The 15,307-nt window shown below is 61.2% G+C and carries 11 protein-coding genes; 3 read left to right on the top strand and 8 right to left on the bottom strand.

The annotated features are described in order from the left end of the window. Positions 1-83: 83 nt before the first annotated feature. Positions 84-2,354, top strand: coding sequence for a Stk1 family PASTA domain-containing Ser/Thr kinase (gene pknB, locus QWU43_RS01735; RefSeq protein ID WP_370913819.1), 2,271 nt, complete (start codon positions 84-86; stop codon positions 2,352-2,354). Between the two features lie 176 nt (positions 2,355-2,530). Here the strand turns inward: pknB and QWU43_RS01730 are convergent, their stop codons facing one another. Together QWU43_RS01730 and QWU43_RS01725 are read right to left on the bottom strand one after the other, a co-directional pair. Continuing rightward, the gene (locus tag QWU43_RS01730; protein ID WP_370913818.1) at positions 2,531-3,922 is read right to left on the bottom strand and encodes a class II 3-deoxy-7-phosphoheptulonate synthase; all 1,392 of its coding nucleotides are present in this window, start codon (positions 3,920-3,922) and stop codon (positions 2,531-2,533) included. An 83-nt stretch (positions 3,923-4,005) separates the two neighbouring features. Then, positions 4,006-4,521, bottom strand: a complete 516-nt coding sequence (locus tag QWU43_RS01725) for a polyadenylate-specific 3'-exoribonuclease AS (RefSeq protein ID WP_370913817.1) — start codon at positions 4,519-4,521, stop codon at positions 4,006-4,008. 131 nt (positions 4,522-4,652) lie between these two features. Between QWU43_RS01725 and QWU43_RS01720 the strand changes: the two genes are divergently transcribed. Then, complete coding sequence (locus QWU43_RS01720; RefSeq protein ID WP_370916993.1) at positions 4,653-6,956, top strand: glycosyltransferase 87 family protein; 2,304 nt, start codon at positions 4,653-4,655, stop codon at positions 6,954-6,956. Here QWU43_RS01720 and QWU43_RS01715 read toward each other — a convergent pair. Together QWU43_RS01715 and metE are read right to left on the bottom strand one after the other, a co-directional pair. Next, a complete protein-coding gene (locus QWU43_RS01715; protein ID WP_370913815.1) occupies positions 6,943-7,689 on the bottom strand; it encodes a cyclase family protein in 747 nt (248 codons plus the stop codon). The genes QWU43_RS01720 and QWU43_RS01715 overlap by 14 nt on opposite strands. A 96-nt stretch (positions 7,690-7,785) precedes the next feature. Next, on the bottom strand, positions 7,786-10,155 hold the full coding sequence (gene metE, locus QWU43_RS01710) for a 5-methyltetrahydropteroyltriglutamate--homocysteine S-methyltransferase (protein WP_370916992.1): 2,370 nt from the start codon (positions 10,153-10,155) through the stop codon (positions 7,786-7,788). 402 nt (positions 10,156-10,557) lie between these two features. Between metE and QWU43_RS01705 the strand changes: the two genes are divergently transcribed. Further along, a complete protein-coding gene (locus QWU43_RS01705; protein WP_370916991.1) occupies positions 10,558-11,583 on the top strand; it encodes a hypothetical protein in 1,026 nt (341 codons plus the stop codon). Positions 11,584-11,659: 76 nt separating this feature from the next. On the opposite strand, the gene QWU43_RS01700 is transcribed toward QWU43_RS01705, so the two are convergent. The 4 genes from QWU43_RS01700 to QWU43_RS01685 all read right to left on the bottom strand — a co-directional run bounded on the left by QWU43_RS01700 (position 11,660) and on the right by QWU43_RS01685 (position 15,289). Next, positions 11,660-12,016 (bottom strand): zinc ribbon domain-containing protein YjdM, encoded by a 357-nt coding sequence (locus QWU43_RS01700; RefSeq protein ID WP_370913812.1) that lies wholly within the window; start codon positions 12,014-12,016, stop codon positions 11,660-11,662. Between the two features lie 31 nt (positions 12,017-12,047). Then, positions 12,048-13,466, bottom strand: coding sequence for an LssY C-terminal domain-containing protein (locus tag QWU43_RS01695; RefSeq protein WP_370916990.1), 1,419 nt, complete (start codon positions 13,464-13,466; stop codon positions 12,048-12,050). Then, a complete protein-coding gene (locus tag QWU43_RS01690; RefSeq protein WP_370913810.1) occupies positions 13,463-14,224 on the bottom strand; it encodes a lysophospholipid acyltransferase family protein in 762 nt (253 codons plus the stop codon). Before QWU43_RS01690 ends, QWU43_RS01695 begins: the two co-directional genes overlap by 4 nt. A 102-nt stretch (positions 14,225-14,326) precedes the next feature. Next, positions 14,327-15,289 carry an ROK family protein gene (locus tag QWU43_RS01685; protein ID WP_370913809.1) on the bottom strand — a complete coding sequence of 321 codons (963 nt, stop codon included), beginning with the start codon at positions 15,287-15,289 and terminating at the stop codon, positions 14,327-14,329. Positions 15,290-15,307: the final 18 nt, after the last annotated feature.

The raw sequence follows: 15,307 nt of genomic DNA, 5'->3' as shown, positions 1-15,307 counted from the left end.
TTCTACCCTACTCAGCCGCCATACGACGCGTTCTGACCATCAGTCGGCTGGAACACTCGGCCTCCTTCGACCATACTGGGTCCATGACACACCTGGACGTCGGAGAAGTTCTGGAGAACCGGTACCGGATCGACACGCCGATAGCCCGCGGTGGGATGTCCACTGTCTACCGCTGCGTGGATCTTCGACTCGGACGAAGCGTCGCGGCCAAGGTGATGGATGACCGTTACGCAGGGGATCCTGTCTTCCGCAACCGTTTCCGCAGGGAGGCCCGCTCCATGGCCCAGTTGTCGGATCCGTGTCTCGTCAATGTGTACGACACGAGCGCGGACGGCGGGCATGTATTTCTCATCATGGAGCTCATTACCGGGGGGACGCTCCGTGAACTCCTGGCCGAGCGGGGGCCGATGCCACCACACGCTGCGGCAGCGGTCATGCGGAGCGCCCTGACGGGACTGTCGATCGCCCATAAGGCGGGGATGGTGCACAGGGACATCAAGCCCGACAACATCCTGATCAACTCTGACGGGCAGGTGAAACTCGCGGACTTCGGCCTGGTTCGTGCGGCCGCCGCCTCCCCCGCCGCAGGTGATCGAATTATCGGCACCGCGAACTATCTCTCTCCGGAGCAGGTCGAGAACAGCGAGATCGGACCACCGAGCGACGTCTACTCCGCAGGTATAGTGCTCTTCGAGCTTCTCACCGGAGAAACCCCCTTCTACGGTGAGGATGATGTCACCAGGGCCCGCGCGCGTCTGACGTCGGATGTTCCGCCACCCAGCACCCGTATCGAAGGGGTACCCCGGCTTTTCGACGAGCTGGTCGCCACTGCGACCAGCCGCAACCCGGGAGACCGGTTCACCGATGCCGGTGAGTTCCTTGATGCACTCGAAGACGTGTCCACAGAACTCGGGCTCGCGGCGTTCAGAGTTCCTGCACCGAAAAACTCGGCGGCACATCGGGCGACCGGTTTCATCGACATGCCCACAGACATGCTCACAGGCACCATCTCGGTGCCTGACCAGATTGATTGCCGAGGAACCGATCATGGTGTCGGCGATATGGAGACCACCCACATCGCTACCCAGAACGCACCGGCGGACGAGACCCGAATGCTACCGCCCGTTTCTGCAGCACCACCAGGTTCAATTGAGACGACGTTTCTCCCCGCCACCGGGGTCACCTCCGGTGCACATGTCCCCTCCGTCCACACGACACCGACACCGGAGTCAGAAGCAGAACCGGAACTGGACTTTCATTACCGACCACCGGTGACGAGCGGATCAAAGGTCGGTCTGATCATCTGGTTGACACTGGTCGCAGTCAGCACGACAGCAATCGCGGTAGGTGCCTGGTGGTTCGGATCCGGTCGATACGGTGAGATACCACAGGTTCTCGGAATGGATCCCGCGACGGCCACTGCGACTGTCACCGAGGCCGGGTTTGAACCTGTCTCCCGCAGTGTCTACGACGACACGATCCCCTTAGCTCAGGTTGTCGGCACCGACCCACCGGGAATGGAACGAATTCCCCGGGGCAGACAGGTTTCAGTTCTCGTCTCGCTGGGAGCCCCGACAGTTCCAGCCCTCCCCACCGACCACGACGCCGCCCGGTTCAGGGCGGCGCTCGCCGATCGGACCCTCGAATGGAACGACGGTGAATCCGTATACTCCGATGACATTGCCGCTGGCGGGGTGGTCAGGACAGAACCGCCCTCCGGCGGAGTCGTTCCGGTCGGTGGAAAAGTAACCGTGTATCTGAGCAAGGGACCAGCTCCCATAAAAATTCCCAGGGTCACCGGCATGTCGAAAGACGAAGCCATGGATGCTCTGCAGAGGGCAGGGCTCACCGTAGCTGCCACAACCAACGAGTTTGATCCCAACGTAGACGCAGGCAACGCGATCACCACCGAACCAGCGCCAGGGACCACACTGAAACGGGGTTCCGACGTCGCACTGCTCGTTTCAAATGCACTCACCGTTCCCGATGTCATCGGTATGAGCGAGCCAGATGCCCGCAGAGAACTCTCCGAAGCCGGATTTGCGATAGGAGATGTATCCCGCACAGATCTCGTCGGGGCAACTGCTCATGCAGTCATGGATGTCTCCCCCGATCCCGGTACCAGAGTCAATCCTTCGGACCCCAGAGTCAATCTTCTCGTCGCCAAGAAGGTTAACGTCCCTTTCCTCATCGGAAAGCGCACCGATGAGGCCCGGAAGCTCCTAGAGGATGCGGGGCTACAGTACACGGGCCTCGATGGCACCTCTGACGGGGCTCGCGTGGTCACCCAGTCCCCTTCCGGGAACCGTGACGTTTCTCCGGAAACGACGGTGAAGATCAGGACAGTCGGATAAAGAACAACCTATGCCGGGAAATCGCGGTCCAGCGGTCTCAGAGGCGCGACGAATGACTCCCTACCCTTACCTACAACAAGAAGACTCCCGCATTCTAAGCCTGGGGAACAAGCAGAACACCCCGCACGGTGATTAACCCGTGCGGGGTGTTCATTTATGCACGTTCAGCGGAAAAACTACTGGTTGCGCAGCATCTCCGCGACGAGAAACGCCAGTTCTAGGGACTGCTGGGTGTTCAATCGAGGATCACACGCGGATTCATAACGACCCGGGAGGTCAATGTCCGTGATGTCCTCTGCTCCACCGAGACACTCGGTGACATCTTCACCGGTCAACTCAATGTGAATGCCACCCGGGTGCGTACCCAGTTCACGGTGCACTTCGAAGAAGCCCTGCACCTCGTCGATGACATGATCGAAGTGACGGGTCTTGTAGCCATTCGACGAAGTGGTGGTGTTGCCGTGCATCGGATCACACTGCCATATGACACGGTGCCCGGATTCCTCAACCGCCCGGATGATGTCCGGTAGTACTGTCCGAACCTTGTCGTGGCCCATCCTGGCCACCAGTGTGAGCCGTCCGGGCTCGCGGTTCGGGTCGATCCGTTCAGCGTAGGCAACCGCTTCTTCCGGCGTACACCCGGGACCGATCTTCAGTCCGACCGGGTTGGCGATGAGGGCCGCGAAGTTGACGTGGAAGTCTTCCATCCCACGGGTACGTTCACCGATCCACACCTGGTGTGCGGACAGATCATAAAGTTCGGTCTTCCCGTTCTCATCTTCCGCGAGTCGCAGCATTGCACGCTCATAGTCAACGAGGAGTGCCTCATGAGAACAGTAGATGTTCGCCGAATGCAGGTTCTGGTCGTTCACTCCGCACGCGGCCATGAACTTGAGACCCGCCTCGATCTCCTGACCGAGTTGCTCATAACGGGCACCCGCGGATGATGTTGCCACGAACTCGCGATTCCACTCGTGCAACTTGTGGAGATCAGCGGTACCCGAAGACGTGAGGGCACGAACCAGGTTGAGTGCCGCCGACGCATTGGCGTAAGCACGGATCATCCTCGCCGGATCGTGGCGCCGAGCTTCCGCGGTTGCCTCGACCGCGTTAACGATGTCTCCGCGGTAGTTCGGCAGACCGTTCTCATCCAGGTCCGAGGACCGGGGCTTGGCATACTGGCCTGCGATCCGCGCCATCTTGACCACCGGTGTTGAAGCACCGTAGGTCAGAACGACAGCCATCTGCAGAAGCGTCTTGACGTTCGCACGGATGTGCGGTTCAGTGTTCGATTCGAAGGTCTCCGCACAGTCACCGCCCTGCAGGAGAAACGCCTTGCCGAGCGCAACATCGGCGAGCTGCTTCTTCAGCCTCCGAATCTCGGGCGCTACGACAACCGGGGGTACGGATTCCAGGATCTTACGAACATTATCGGCCTGGCGCTGATCCCAGGTCGGTTGCTGCTTCGCGTCCCTGGCTATCACAGCATCGAAGCGTTGCTGAATACCATCGGGCAACGGAGGAAGATCGGGAAGTTCATCTACTGGGAGGTCTACTGTCCAACTCACGCTACATTCATACCACGTGCGCAGTACATCTCCGGCCCCCGACCCCCAAAAAGAAAGCCGCACCGACCCACTGAAAGATAATATCAGTATGCAGACCGGACACGATTCAGGCTGTCAACCGGAAGATACCGTTCACATAACCTAAATTTATCCAGGTTATGTCGGGCATCCACGAGCGCATCATGGTTTCCCTCTGGGAGATCCGGGAGAGTAGGGCGACCGGCCGCCTCCCAGTACTGGCGAAGTTCGTGGGTGAACCGGGGCAGCGAACGGGGCATAGAACGCATATCCCCGAAGAGCTGGGCCAAAACGACGTGATCATAGGCCCCCACCCAGGCCCAGAGTTCCGGGGTTCCGGGCGCATTGGTCAGAAACTCCTTCACCTCATCCCTGATCCTCATGCGGTCCCGCCATAACGGAGAACTGACGTTCGGTAGTTGCGAGAGCACGTTTCGGTTCACCCAGTCATTCGCTTTCCGGGGATCAAACTCCGTGGACACCGCGTAGTACTCACGGCCGTCCTCGCCCACGATCCCGATGGAGACGAGTTCGATCGTACGTCCGTCCTCGATAAATTCGGTGTCATAGAAGAAGCGCACGCTCTGGAACCTCACTGTTCGTCATCAGGCCGATCAAATCGGCGGTGGCGCCCGGATCATGGCGTCATCCTCTCCAGCCTAACGGGGCACTCCATTCCACGGACGGCCCGGGGCAGATAGAATCCCGGATCATGTCCGCTTCCGCCCCGGTGACCGTCGGCGACCGCCTTCCCGACCCACTCTATGTAGGCCTCAGAGCCGCAGCGCTCATCGCGACCGTGATCGCGGTACTCCCGTTCGTGTTCAATACCTCACACCCCGGAAATCAACAACTCCTGCGCTACCACATAGATTTCGATGTCTATCGCAACGGTGGCCGCGCGCTGCTCGATGGAATCGCCCTCTACACCGCCTCATTTCCGGTTGGCGGAATCAAACTGCCCTTCACTTACCCCCCGCTTGCGGCAATCCTGTTCGTCCCAACGGCTTTCCTGGACCGAGACCTAGGCGCCGCACTCCTGAACATCACGAGCGTAGTGGCGCTGTGGTGGTGCCTAGTCGTGGTACTTGAACGGTCACGACCCGGGTGGAGCCGTTCAACCACCTGGTCAACGGCACTGGTGCTCCTTCCCATTGCTCTGCGTCTGGAACCTGTGGCGGAGACGCTCAACTTCGCACAGGTCAACATCCTGCTCATGTTGGCTGTCATCATCGATGTTCTGGGCCGCCGGACAGTACTCCCGAGGGGAACACTCATCGGCCTGGCTGCGGCGATCAAGTTAACTCCCGCCGTGTTCGGTCTCTATTTTCTCGTACGCGGAGACTGGCGTTCCGCGGGTGTCTGTGTCCTCTCCGGCATCGGATTCACTGCGGTTGCATGGACGATCACCCCGTCCAATTCCGTTGAATACTGGCTGCACACCATTTCCGATCCAGACCGTATCGGACAACTCGCGTACACCGGAAACCAGTCGCTCAGAGGTGTTCTCGCACGGACCCTCCCGGAGGGCACACAAACAACCCTATGGCTCATGACTGTCGGACTCATCCTCGCTGCTGTCATCTTCGCCATGATCAGAGCAGTGAACCGCGGTGCGATGACAGGGGCACTCCTCCTGAACGCAACCGTCGCACTCTTATGTTCCCCGGTCGCGTGGACACACCACTGGGTGTGGCTGGCACCCCTCGTGGTGGTACTCGGATTCCGCGCAGTCGATCTCCGGGGCACCCGGTCGGGAGCACTGGCACTGTGGCTCACTGCCCTGTTCACCACAGCCTGCATTGTCGCTCCGCAGTGGACGCTTCCTTACCGAGGGGCCGAGGTCGACTGGTCACCGGGCGCTCATCTCATCGGGAACACCTACGTCCTACTCACTCTGATTCTGATCGGAGCAGTGATCGCGGCACCGGAGATCCTCGGTGGCGATCCGGGGCGACTCGGTGGAGTCAACACGAAACTCCCGGCCTGGCCGGGAGCTATTCTTGTCGCAGTGGGGATCATCATCTCATCGGGGGTGGTCAGCGGTACGGTACCCGGCGTCGTACCCGTTGATGTCAGCCAGGAGGCTGCGGTGGCGATTCGCCACATGCTCACGGGCACCGGAGGTAACGCCGATCCCAGGGTCTCACTACTGGCTGCGATACTGTTCATAGTGGTCATCGCGGTTGTGGTTGTCCCGGGACACGGCTGGAGGGTACTGGCGTTCAGCGCCCCCGTCATCATGCTCTGTCTGCCCGTGCGCTTAGGGGTGTCCACCCAACCACTGACGCTGTTGGTTGTGGGACTACTCGCAGCCGATGCGTTCGCCCCACGAAGCAATCGTCTTCCGGGAGGGCTTCTGAGTGGAATCGCGATAGGTCTCGCGGGGTGGCCACTAATGACCCTCGGCGCGATAGTGGTACGCGGTACCCGCCGTGGACTGGTAACAGCCCTGGTGACCGGAGCAACGACAATGGTAATCCTCTGGCCGGTTGCTGGGTTCCTCCCCGCGTTGACGGGGATATCCCTGGGGTCGGCGCTCAACGCATCCCCGGTGGGATTCCTCGCTCGCACCACCACAGGAACCAGCCCCTTCACGACGGTTGCCCCGGTACTGACCGCCGCAGCTTTCGGCGGCTGGGTACTGTACCGGTTGCACCACTCAACGGCATCCGAGCACGAGAAAATGGCGGTGTGGTTCACCATCCCGTTGCTGGTACTGCCGATGGTATCGGTCCCGCTGTGGTCTCTCGCGGTGCCTCTGGTGGTGATGTTGATGATACGAACCCGGTCGGAAGTGGGTACCGAGCAAGTTCGGAGCACCGTTGCCGCCGCACTCGGTGTCTGGATGCTCCTTTTCTTCTGGCCTCCCACTGCACTCGAAGCCGGGTTCTCCGGCCCCACCTCCGGGTGGAACCCCTTGACGGAGTTCCTCGCGTTGCTTCCCGCATTCTATCTCGTGGTCACCTGGCTGATTTTGGTCCAGAGAAAACCGGCCACGGTCACGGCAGGATAGCGAACACCCGGGCTGGGAACCCGGTTCCGCCCTTCGGCTTCGCCCAGGTAGCTACGATGATGGCGCCGGTCTCCGGAACCTCCTCGAGGTTCGCCATGAGTTCGATCTGCCAGCGGTCCTGCTGGAGCAGGAACAACTCGGTCGGGAGAGTTCCTCCGCTGACCACGACACCGGGATCTGTATCGGTGGTCTCGTGGCCGATGGCGGTGATCCCCCGCTCCTCCAGGAGGAAGCGGACGACCTCGATGTTCCAGGCCGGGTAGTGGAACACGCCGTCAGCGTCGGCGTTGAACATCGCCTCCGCGTCGGGCCAACGTTTCGACCAGCCGGTCCGCAGCGCCACGAACCCGCCCTCGGGGAGGCGGCCGTTCCGGTCTTCCCAGGCGAGGACGTCGTCCACGGTCGGCGTGTAGTCCGGGTTCCCGGCGACCTGTTCCGTGACATCCAGGACGGCGAACGGGAGGATCATCTCGTTGACGGGAAGTTCGTCGAGGGTTCGCGCATCGTTGACGAAGTGGATCGGCGGATCGACGTGGGTCCCCCATTGCCCGACGAACCGGTACTCGTCGACGGTGAATCCGTGCTCGGTGACGGTGAACAGGCGCGTACGGTCCTCGTCGGGGAGTGCCGAGAACTTCGGTTGCCCCGCATGGAATGCGTGGGTCAGATCGACGTAGCGGTGTCTGCTACGGAGCCGGGTGGCGAGTTCCCAGAGTGAATTGTTGTCGGTCATGGTGTGTCTTTCGTGGTCGGGAAAGGGATGACCCCCACAGTCGTCATCGTGCATGTCGACGGCCGCGGGGGTCAGTGTCGGTGGGTGTCACCAGGGTCAGACGGTGGTTCGGGCGTTCTTCGCGGCGGCGACGAGCACCTCGATGCTCGCGGTCGTCTCAGGCCAAGCGCGGGTCTTCAGACCACAGTCGGGGTTGACCCAGAGCTGACGCGGATCAACGGAATCGAGAGCAGCGGCGAGAAGTTCGTCGACCTCTCCGCGGTCGGGGACACGCGGTGAGTGGATGTCCCAAACACCGGGGCCGACGCCGGCGTGGAATCCCGAGTCCTTCAGCGCGGTCAGAACCTGCATCCCGTTTCGGGCGGCCTCGATCGAGGTGACGTCCGCGTTCAGGTCACTGACGGTACCGATGAGCTCGTTGAACTCCGAGTAGCACATGTGGGTGTGGATCTGGATGTTCGCGGCGACACCCGAGGTCGCCAGGCGGAAGGAACCGACGGCCCAGCGGAGGTAGTCGGTCTGCTGCTCGGCCTTCAGCGGGAGGAGCTCTCGGATGGCGGGCTCGTCGACCTGGATGATCTTCGCGCCTGCGTCGACAAGGTCGTCGATCTCATCGCGCAGGGCGAGGGCCACCTGGTCGGCAGTCTCGCCGAGAGGTTGGTCGTCACGCACGAAAGACCAGGCGAGCATGGTGACCGGGCCGGTCAGCATGCCCTTGACGGGCTTGTCGGTGAGCTCCTGGGCGACGCGGAACCAGTCGACGGTCATCGGGGTGGGCCGGGTGACGTCACCGAACAGGATCGGCGGGCGGACGCACCGGGACCCGTAGGACTGGACCCACGCGAGGTCCGTGGAGTGGTAGCCCTCGAGTTGCTCGGAGAAGTACTGCACCATGTCGTTGCGCTCGGGCTCACCGTGGACCAGGACGTCGAGTCCGAGTTCCTCCTGGCGGCGGATGACGTCGGCGATCTCGTCCTTCATAGCCTGCGTGTACTGCTCGTCGGTGAGTTCGCCCTTCTTGTGGGCCGCGCGGGCGCGACGGATCTCGGTCGTCTGGGGGAAGGAACCGATAGTGGTGGTGGGCAGCGGCGGCAGGCCGAGTTCCTCGCGCTGGGCGACGACACGGGTCTCATAGTCGTCGCGGTCGCGGTCGGCGTCCGTGACTGCGGAGGTACGGGACCGCAGCTGCTCGTTGTGGGTGCGGGCCGAACCGCGGCGAGACGCGACCGCCTCGGCGGATTCCTTGACCGCCGCGCGGTCGGCATCGGTGTCCTCACCCGTCAGGGTGCGGGCGAGGAGGGCGACCTCCGCGGCCTTCTCCGCACCGAAGGAGAGCCAGGAGCGCAGCTCGGCATCATCGTCCAGGGAGGTTTCCTGGGCGAGGGAGTAGGGTACGTGCAGCAATGAGCTGGAGGTGGACACGGCGACAGAACCGCGCTCCTTCAGTGCCTTCAGGGTGTTCAGCGCGGCGCTGAGGTCCGTGCGCCAGATGTTACGCCCGTCGACGACTCCGGCGACAAGCAGTTCTGTTCCCTTCCAGGACGGGAGGAGATCCCCATCTGCAATCGCGGTGGCGTCGGAACGGCGCTCATCGGTGCGGCCTGTAACGAGATCGACGCCGATAGCGGCGACACCGGTCCCGGTGAGGGTGCGCACGGCGACGTCGCCGTCACCGAAGTAGGTCTGGACCAGCAGCTCGGGAGCACCGGGGACGGCGGCCGCAGCGGCGGCGAGACGCTCGTAAGCGACACGGGTGCGCTTGAGCAGATCATCACGGCGACCGGCGTCGGAGGCCACATCGGTGACCAGCCAGGGTTCATCGAACTGGATCCAGGTGACACCGGCCTTGGCAAGGTCGTCGATGAGCGCGACGTATGCGTTCGTCACCGATTCAAGGTGGTCCAACGCATCTGAGCCATCGGTGGTCCGGGCGAGAGCAAGATAGGTCAGCGGGCCGATGACAACCGGACGAGCGGGCAGACCCGCTGCAACCAGTTCCCTGACATCCGCGACGAATGCCTCGTCATCAAGTTCAAAACGAGTGTCCGCCGTCAATTCCGGGACGATGTAGTGGTAGTTGGTGTCAAACCACTTGGTCATCGCGGATGCGGGAAGCTCCGAGGTGCCGCGGGCCGCAGCGAAGTAACGGTCGATAAAGGCGGGCAGATCATCCCCCTCGCCGGTGCTGTCATGATCGGTGATGTCCGCGACCCGCCGCGGCAGTACCCCGAGTAGTGCTGAAGTATCCAGAACCTGATCGTAGAAACTGCGACCGATGGTGGGTACAGAATCCAGGCCTGCGGAAACCAGATCGGCCGCGGAGTTTCGGGCCAGAACCCGAGCTGTCTCCGCGAGGTCGGATCCGGTCGATGAATCACGCCAGTAGGTTTCCAGCGACTTCTTCAGCTCTCGCTTCGGTCCAATGCGGGGTACGCCGACGACAGTGGCGGTAATCGAGTTACTCATGATGGATGGAGGGTCCTTTTGTTCGTCTTGAACAGATCAGATGTCTGACCGCTGGGGCGGCCCAAGGTGGCCTGTGGCCATGCAGACAAGCCAATACTAGACCGCTTGGTCTGTCAAGCGTGTGGACACCAAACCACCCACCGACTCACATCCCCAAAACCATCGAACACCCAAGCATCCTGCCAAAACTATCCGTTCAACAGGGCAGATAACACGCATGTTGCGATCCCCCACCGAATCAACACCCCCTACGCCAACCACCCCCGGAGCATTGCCAGATCCAACTCTGACCACCAGTTCCACGGACCGGTCTGTCTAAGCGAATGTTCAGGGTCCGGAACCCCACCCCGATATTCCACGGACGTTGCTTAAATCCCCAGACAGGCGCGTAACATGGGTATCATGAACGAAGCCACCAGCGGCATTCCACCCCGTACCCGCGCGGTACTCGCCGTCCTCGCGGTAATCCTCCTGGCTTTCACCACCTTCGTGGTCGTGAAGTCAGTGACCTCTGAGCCATCAGGTCTCAACACAACCGCGGAGGCCTCCCCCCATGCGATGAACCCATCATCAACGAGCTCCACACCCCCTTCAACCAGTGAGTCTTCGTCAGATCAGGACATTAGTCCCGCACAATCGACCACGCACCCCGCATCGGTGGATCCACGGAAGGAATCCGATCCGGCTTCGGTTCGACCACTGGTCCCGGTACCTGACGCCGGAGCAGGTTCGGCTGACATCCCGCCGTCACCGACACCGGATTCTCCCAGTGGAAACACCGATCACACCCCCGTCGCTGCACATGTCGCGCACCCGATTCCTATTGCACCACCGCTCATTCCCACACCCGCAGCCGTGATGAACCTTCCCGGCCACAATCCCAACGTAGGACCCGCCCCAGGTGAAACCGGGATCTTCCGGATGACTGGTCCAGCCCCGGTGGAGAGAGCAGATTACGGGCCGATGGCGTACGTGCTCCCACTGAATCCCCCCGGCCCGCAGAACAGCATGGTCCGGTGGGTCCGTGGGATGGGAGTATCGCCGACCTCCGCCGACCGGGGTACGGTCTATGTCCTCGGCCACGCGTGGGCCCAGCAGTGGCTGGTGTTCAACGGTTTCTCCGAACTGGCGACGCGTTCCGTGAACCTTTCGGCTCCGCCACAAATGGTTCCCGCCTATGGTGGGGGCACTGTACGCCGTTGGGCGACGCCGGTCCTCAACGGTTCCCTGATCACACTGTCGGACGGCACGGGACGTCAACGACAGTGGGTGGTCGACAATACCTGGCTCGTCCCGAAGTCAGACGCCATCAACGACATCGAACTCAACTCAACCGATATTCCGGGACGGATCATTCTCATCGCATGCGCCGTAGGCGGGGGCCGCGACCTGGACTACAACGTAATCGTGTCCGGCCACCTGGTCTGACCCCAGCACGAAAACAACCCTGTTCAGGACGATGTGTGTGGCAGCGACGTTTTCAGCGCTGATCCAGCCTGCACGTCTATGCCTTACGCACGACCGATGACTTCAACTGCATCGCTCCAAACCCCTCGATTCGACAGTCAATGTCGTGGTCCCCAACTCCGTCAACGAGGCGGATTCCCTTGACCTTCGTACCCGCTTTGATGGGCTGAGCCGCTCCCTTCACCTTCATGGTTTTGATAACGGTAACGGTATCTCCGTCCTGCAAAACATTACCTACGGCATCCACAATCACGGGAGTACCCGGATTCTCCGACTCACCGAGCTCCTCGCCCGGCGCCCACTCATGGGCGCACTCCGGGCAGATGATCAGGGCGTCCATCGGATAGGTGTACTCGCAGGTGCATTCGGGACACGGAGGTGTGGTATCAGTCATGACCTCCATCCAACCATGTGCTGTGTGCACCTCACCATACGGGCCCCTCCCGAGATGGAGCCTTCGAGCACACACCCCTCCGGGTACTCCAGATCCTCGCACTATCCTCGGATAACGCCAGAAGAAGCACGATGTTGACGCAGATCGCCGCAACCGGTAAGACCGCATCGAGTTGTTCTCCCATGGCTTTGAAAATGACGCCGTCTGCCAACAGATTGAACAGCGCAAATCCGAGCAACCATATTCTCGAGCTGCCACTGCCCCGCCAGGTACGCCAGGCGCAGATCAACAACCCCACGTAGCTGACTCCACGTAGTATCTGGACGATACCTCCGAGTACCGGGTCGATTTCTGCGGTGAGTCGCTCCACAGCCTGGACATCGATGATGACGTCGAAAAAGACAGCAACGAATGCAAGGAACACTCCCGCGATCACCGAATTCGGCCTGCGGTCGCCGTCTTCCTTCGCGCCAGACGACCGGAGCACCTCATGCAGGTCTGAGTCAGGGCTCGCTGCGGCGCCGGCAGCGGGATCACCGAGGTCGGGATATCCGCACGCTGCTCGTACCACGGCCCACGGCATTTGATCGAAATCCTGGTCCGGGATGACCCCTGTCAGGTCGACCACCGGCAAGTTCCCATCAGTCCGCACCTCATCTCCGCCGCCGTTCCGGGAATGGTAGCCGGTTGAGAAATTCTCGATTACCCGGTGTTGGATCCGTGCATCCGACCCCTCCAAGCAATTGACGATGTAGTCACGCTCGACGTCGATATTTGCATCGACTTTGTGGGTAATCTGCAATGTGAAGAGAGACAGACCCACAGCACGGTCATAGGTACCTGCGGCGAGCCAATCTGCCCGGATTCCCCCCGGCAGGAACCACCCATCAGGGCACCGCCAGAAGCGAACGTGGTGGCGTTGTGACGCGTTCCCATCCACCTCCTGCTGATACGCGAAACACTGCTTCCGCCCAAAAACCAGGAGTGGACTGACAGGAGCGTGAGGATAACTTTTTCGGAGCAAAGCCGAACGGATTATTCCGAGGGAACTACGCATCGTGATGTCGTCGGCGAGGCGCCATCCCGCTTTCGTCATGGCGGTGTGTATCTCACGGGCGCTTCCGTCGAATGCGAGATTGATCGGATCACCCAACAATCCGTCGGATGTCCGCGCCCGTCCGATGAAATAGTTGGGAACGTAGATCGCGGTCAGAAGTGTGTGTATTCGAGGGAGAACCAGATAAGCGACTATCCCCCAGAAAGGTAGCAGAAGAAGCAGGTGTAGAAGTCTGGCGCTGAAAGAAGCACGGAAGACGTCGATGGCGAGGACGGTCGCGGCAAGTGTAGCGATGATGAAAAAGAAGAGATCGATGATCCGTCCCGAGTGAGTCACCCAGGTTGGCCTCGTATGGATCTTTCCCGGAACGGCCCCCGGAAATGGAGTACTCACTCCCCCGGGGATTTTTTCTGGCCGAAGCCCGGCTCCGTTCCATCAGGATAACCGTTACCGGCAGCGAGGGACTGCTTGACGTCCGCTGCATAGCAATCCACGTACTCATTGCCGGTCATATCAACGAGAACCTTGATGATATGGTCCGTCAGCGCCCGCGCAGCTTCATAGCTATCGGACGAGAGTCCTCTTGATGTGACGAACTGAATCGGGTCAATGGGACTTCCGATGTGCATGCCAACCTTAGCGGGCCGTGGCACCCAAGTACCGATCGGGTTCGCCTTACGAGTACCGAACATGGCGACGGGTATCACCGGTGCCCCCGTCGCCAATGCCATACGCGCCACCCCCGTCTTTCCCCGGTAGATGCGGCCGTCCGGTGAGCGTGTCCCCTCCGGATATATCCCCAGAACCTTACCCTGACGCACGAGCTCGATTCCGGTCTCGATGGCAGAGCGTGCGGCATCTCCGGAACTCCGGTCGATGGGAACCTGACCGACAGAGAGGAAGAATGCGCGTTGCAGCTTACCGATGATCCCCTTTCCCGTGAAGTACTCCTGTTTCGCAAGGAACGTGATCCGACGGGGGATCAGCAACGGCAGAAAGAAGGAGTCCATCACGGTCTGGTGGTTGGACGCCATGATCGCGCCACCGGTCGCCGGAACGTTCTCTACACCGCGGACATCAGGACGGTTGTATACCCGCAGGAACGGCCCGATCACGACATGTTTGAACAACCAGTACCACTTGATCTTCATGGCGTTATACGCTCCTTCGACAAGACGAAAAGACTCGTTCTACCGGCCCACTGATCAGTAATGCACCATGTGAGTCAGGGCTGACGGGTTGCAGCTCGGGTATCAGGTGTCTCCCCGGGCCAAGTCCGCCACGCCGATCATACCTGCGTCAGCACCCAGCTCTGCTGTGGCCAAACGAGCAAGGGGACGGTGCCCAGCTCCAACGATCGCCCCCGTGAAGTGAGAACGCGCATCCTCCAGCCACAGATCGGCATCCGTCGAGACCCCTCCCCCGATGACGATCAGTTCCGGGTCGAGCACATCAGCGACAACGCTGAGCCCCTGTCCCAACCACGCGGTGTAATCCCGTACCGCCGCAACCGCGACCGGATCGTCACCTCGAGCGGCGTCCATGATCACCCGTCCGGTGAGTTCCCCACTTCCGCTCTCGCGGTAATCTGCAGCGAGACCGTACGTATCGTCGGCCCCGGCCACGATGATCTCCCGGGCGGTGTCGACCAGAGCAGTACCTGAACAGTAGCGCTCGAGACAACCGAATTTTCCGCACGAACACGGACGACCGTCACGGACGACAGTGAGGTGGCCGAACTCTGGGGCGGTGCCGTATGCACCCCGGTAGAGTTTTCCCTCGATCATGAGCGCACCACCGATACCGGTACCCACCGCGAACAACACCCAGATTCGACTACCCCGGGCAGCCCCAAAACGGTACTCACCCCACGCCGCCGCGTTCGCATCGTGCTCAAGAGTGACCGGAAGTCCCAACTGCTCCTGGAGTATGTCCCGAACCGGAGCGTCCCGCCACGGCAGGTGGGGGGCAAAACGCACCGTGGTGCATTCGGGATCAAGGAACCCGGCTACCGCGAGCCCCACACCGGTCACCTGTTGGCGACGACGGTAATGGGACACGATTTCGGTGACTGCGGTTTCAAGTTCTTCAGCGGTTCCGGGGGTTGGCACCTGCGTGGTGTCGATGATGTGGCCTTCGGCATCCACCGCCGCACCCCGCAGGTTGGTTCCGCCGATATCGAACCCGACGGTGACCGAACCCGATGGGAGTGGCATGTTCGCACCTTGTTTCTG

This window comes from Corynebacterium sp. CCM 9204, assembly GCF_041357695.1.
Lineage (GTDB): Bacteria > Actinomycetota > Actinomycetes > Mycobacteriales > Mycobacteriaceae > Corynebacterium.
This window is presented reverse-complemented; position numbering and strand designations above follow the sequence as displayed.

Bases quoted from the DNA above. Each gene is read 5' to 3' on its own strand.
- pknB (WP_370913819.1), top strand. From the start codon at position 84: ATGACACACCTGGACGTCGGAGAAGTTCTGGAGAACCGGTACCGGATC.
- QWU43_RS01720 (WP_370916993.1), top strand. From the start codon at position 4,653: ATGTCCGCTTCCGCCCCGGTGACCGTCGGCGACCGCCTTCCCGACCCA.
- QWU43_RS01715 (WP_370913815.1), bottom strand. From the start codon at position 7,689: ATGACCGACAACAATTCACTCTGGGAACTCGCCACCCGGCTCCGTAGC.
- metE (WP_370916992.1), bottom strand. From the start codon at position 10,155: ATGAGTAACTCGATTACCGCCACTGTCGTCGGCGTACCCCGCATTGGA.
- QWU43_RS01705 (WP_370916991.1), top strand. From the start codon at position 10,558: ATGAACGAAGCCACCAGCGGCATTCCACCCCGTACCCGCGCGGTACTC.
- QWU43_RS01700 (WP_370913812.1), bottom strand. From the start codon at position 12,016: ATGACTGATACCACACCTCCGTGTCCCGAATGCACCTGCGAGTACACC.
- QWU43_RS01690 (WP_370913810.1), bottom strand. From the start codon at position 14,224: ATGAAGATCAAGTGGTACTGGTTGTTCAAACATGTCGTGATCGGGCCG.
- QWU43_RS01685 (WP_370913809.1), bottom strand. From the start codon at position 15,289: ATGCCACTCCCATCGGGTTCGGTCACCGTCGGGTTCGATATCGGCGGA.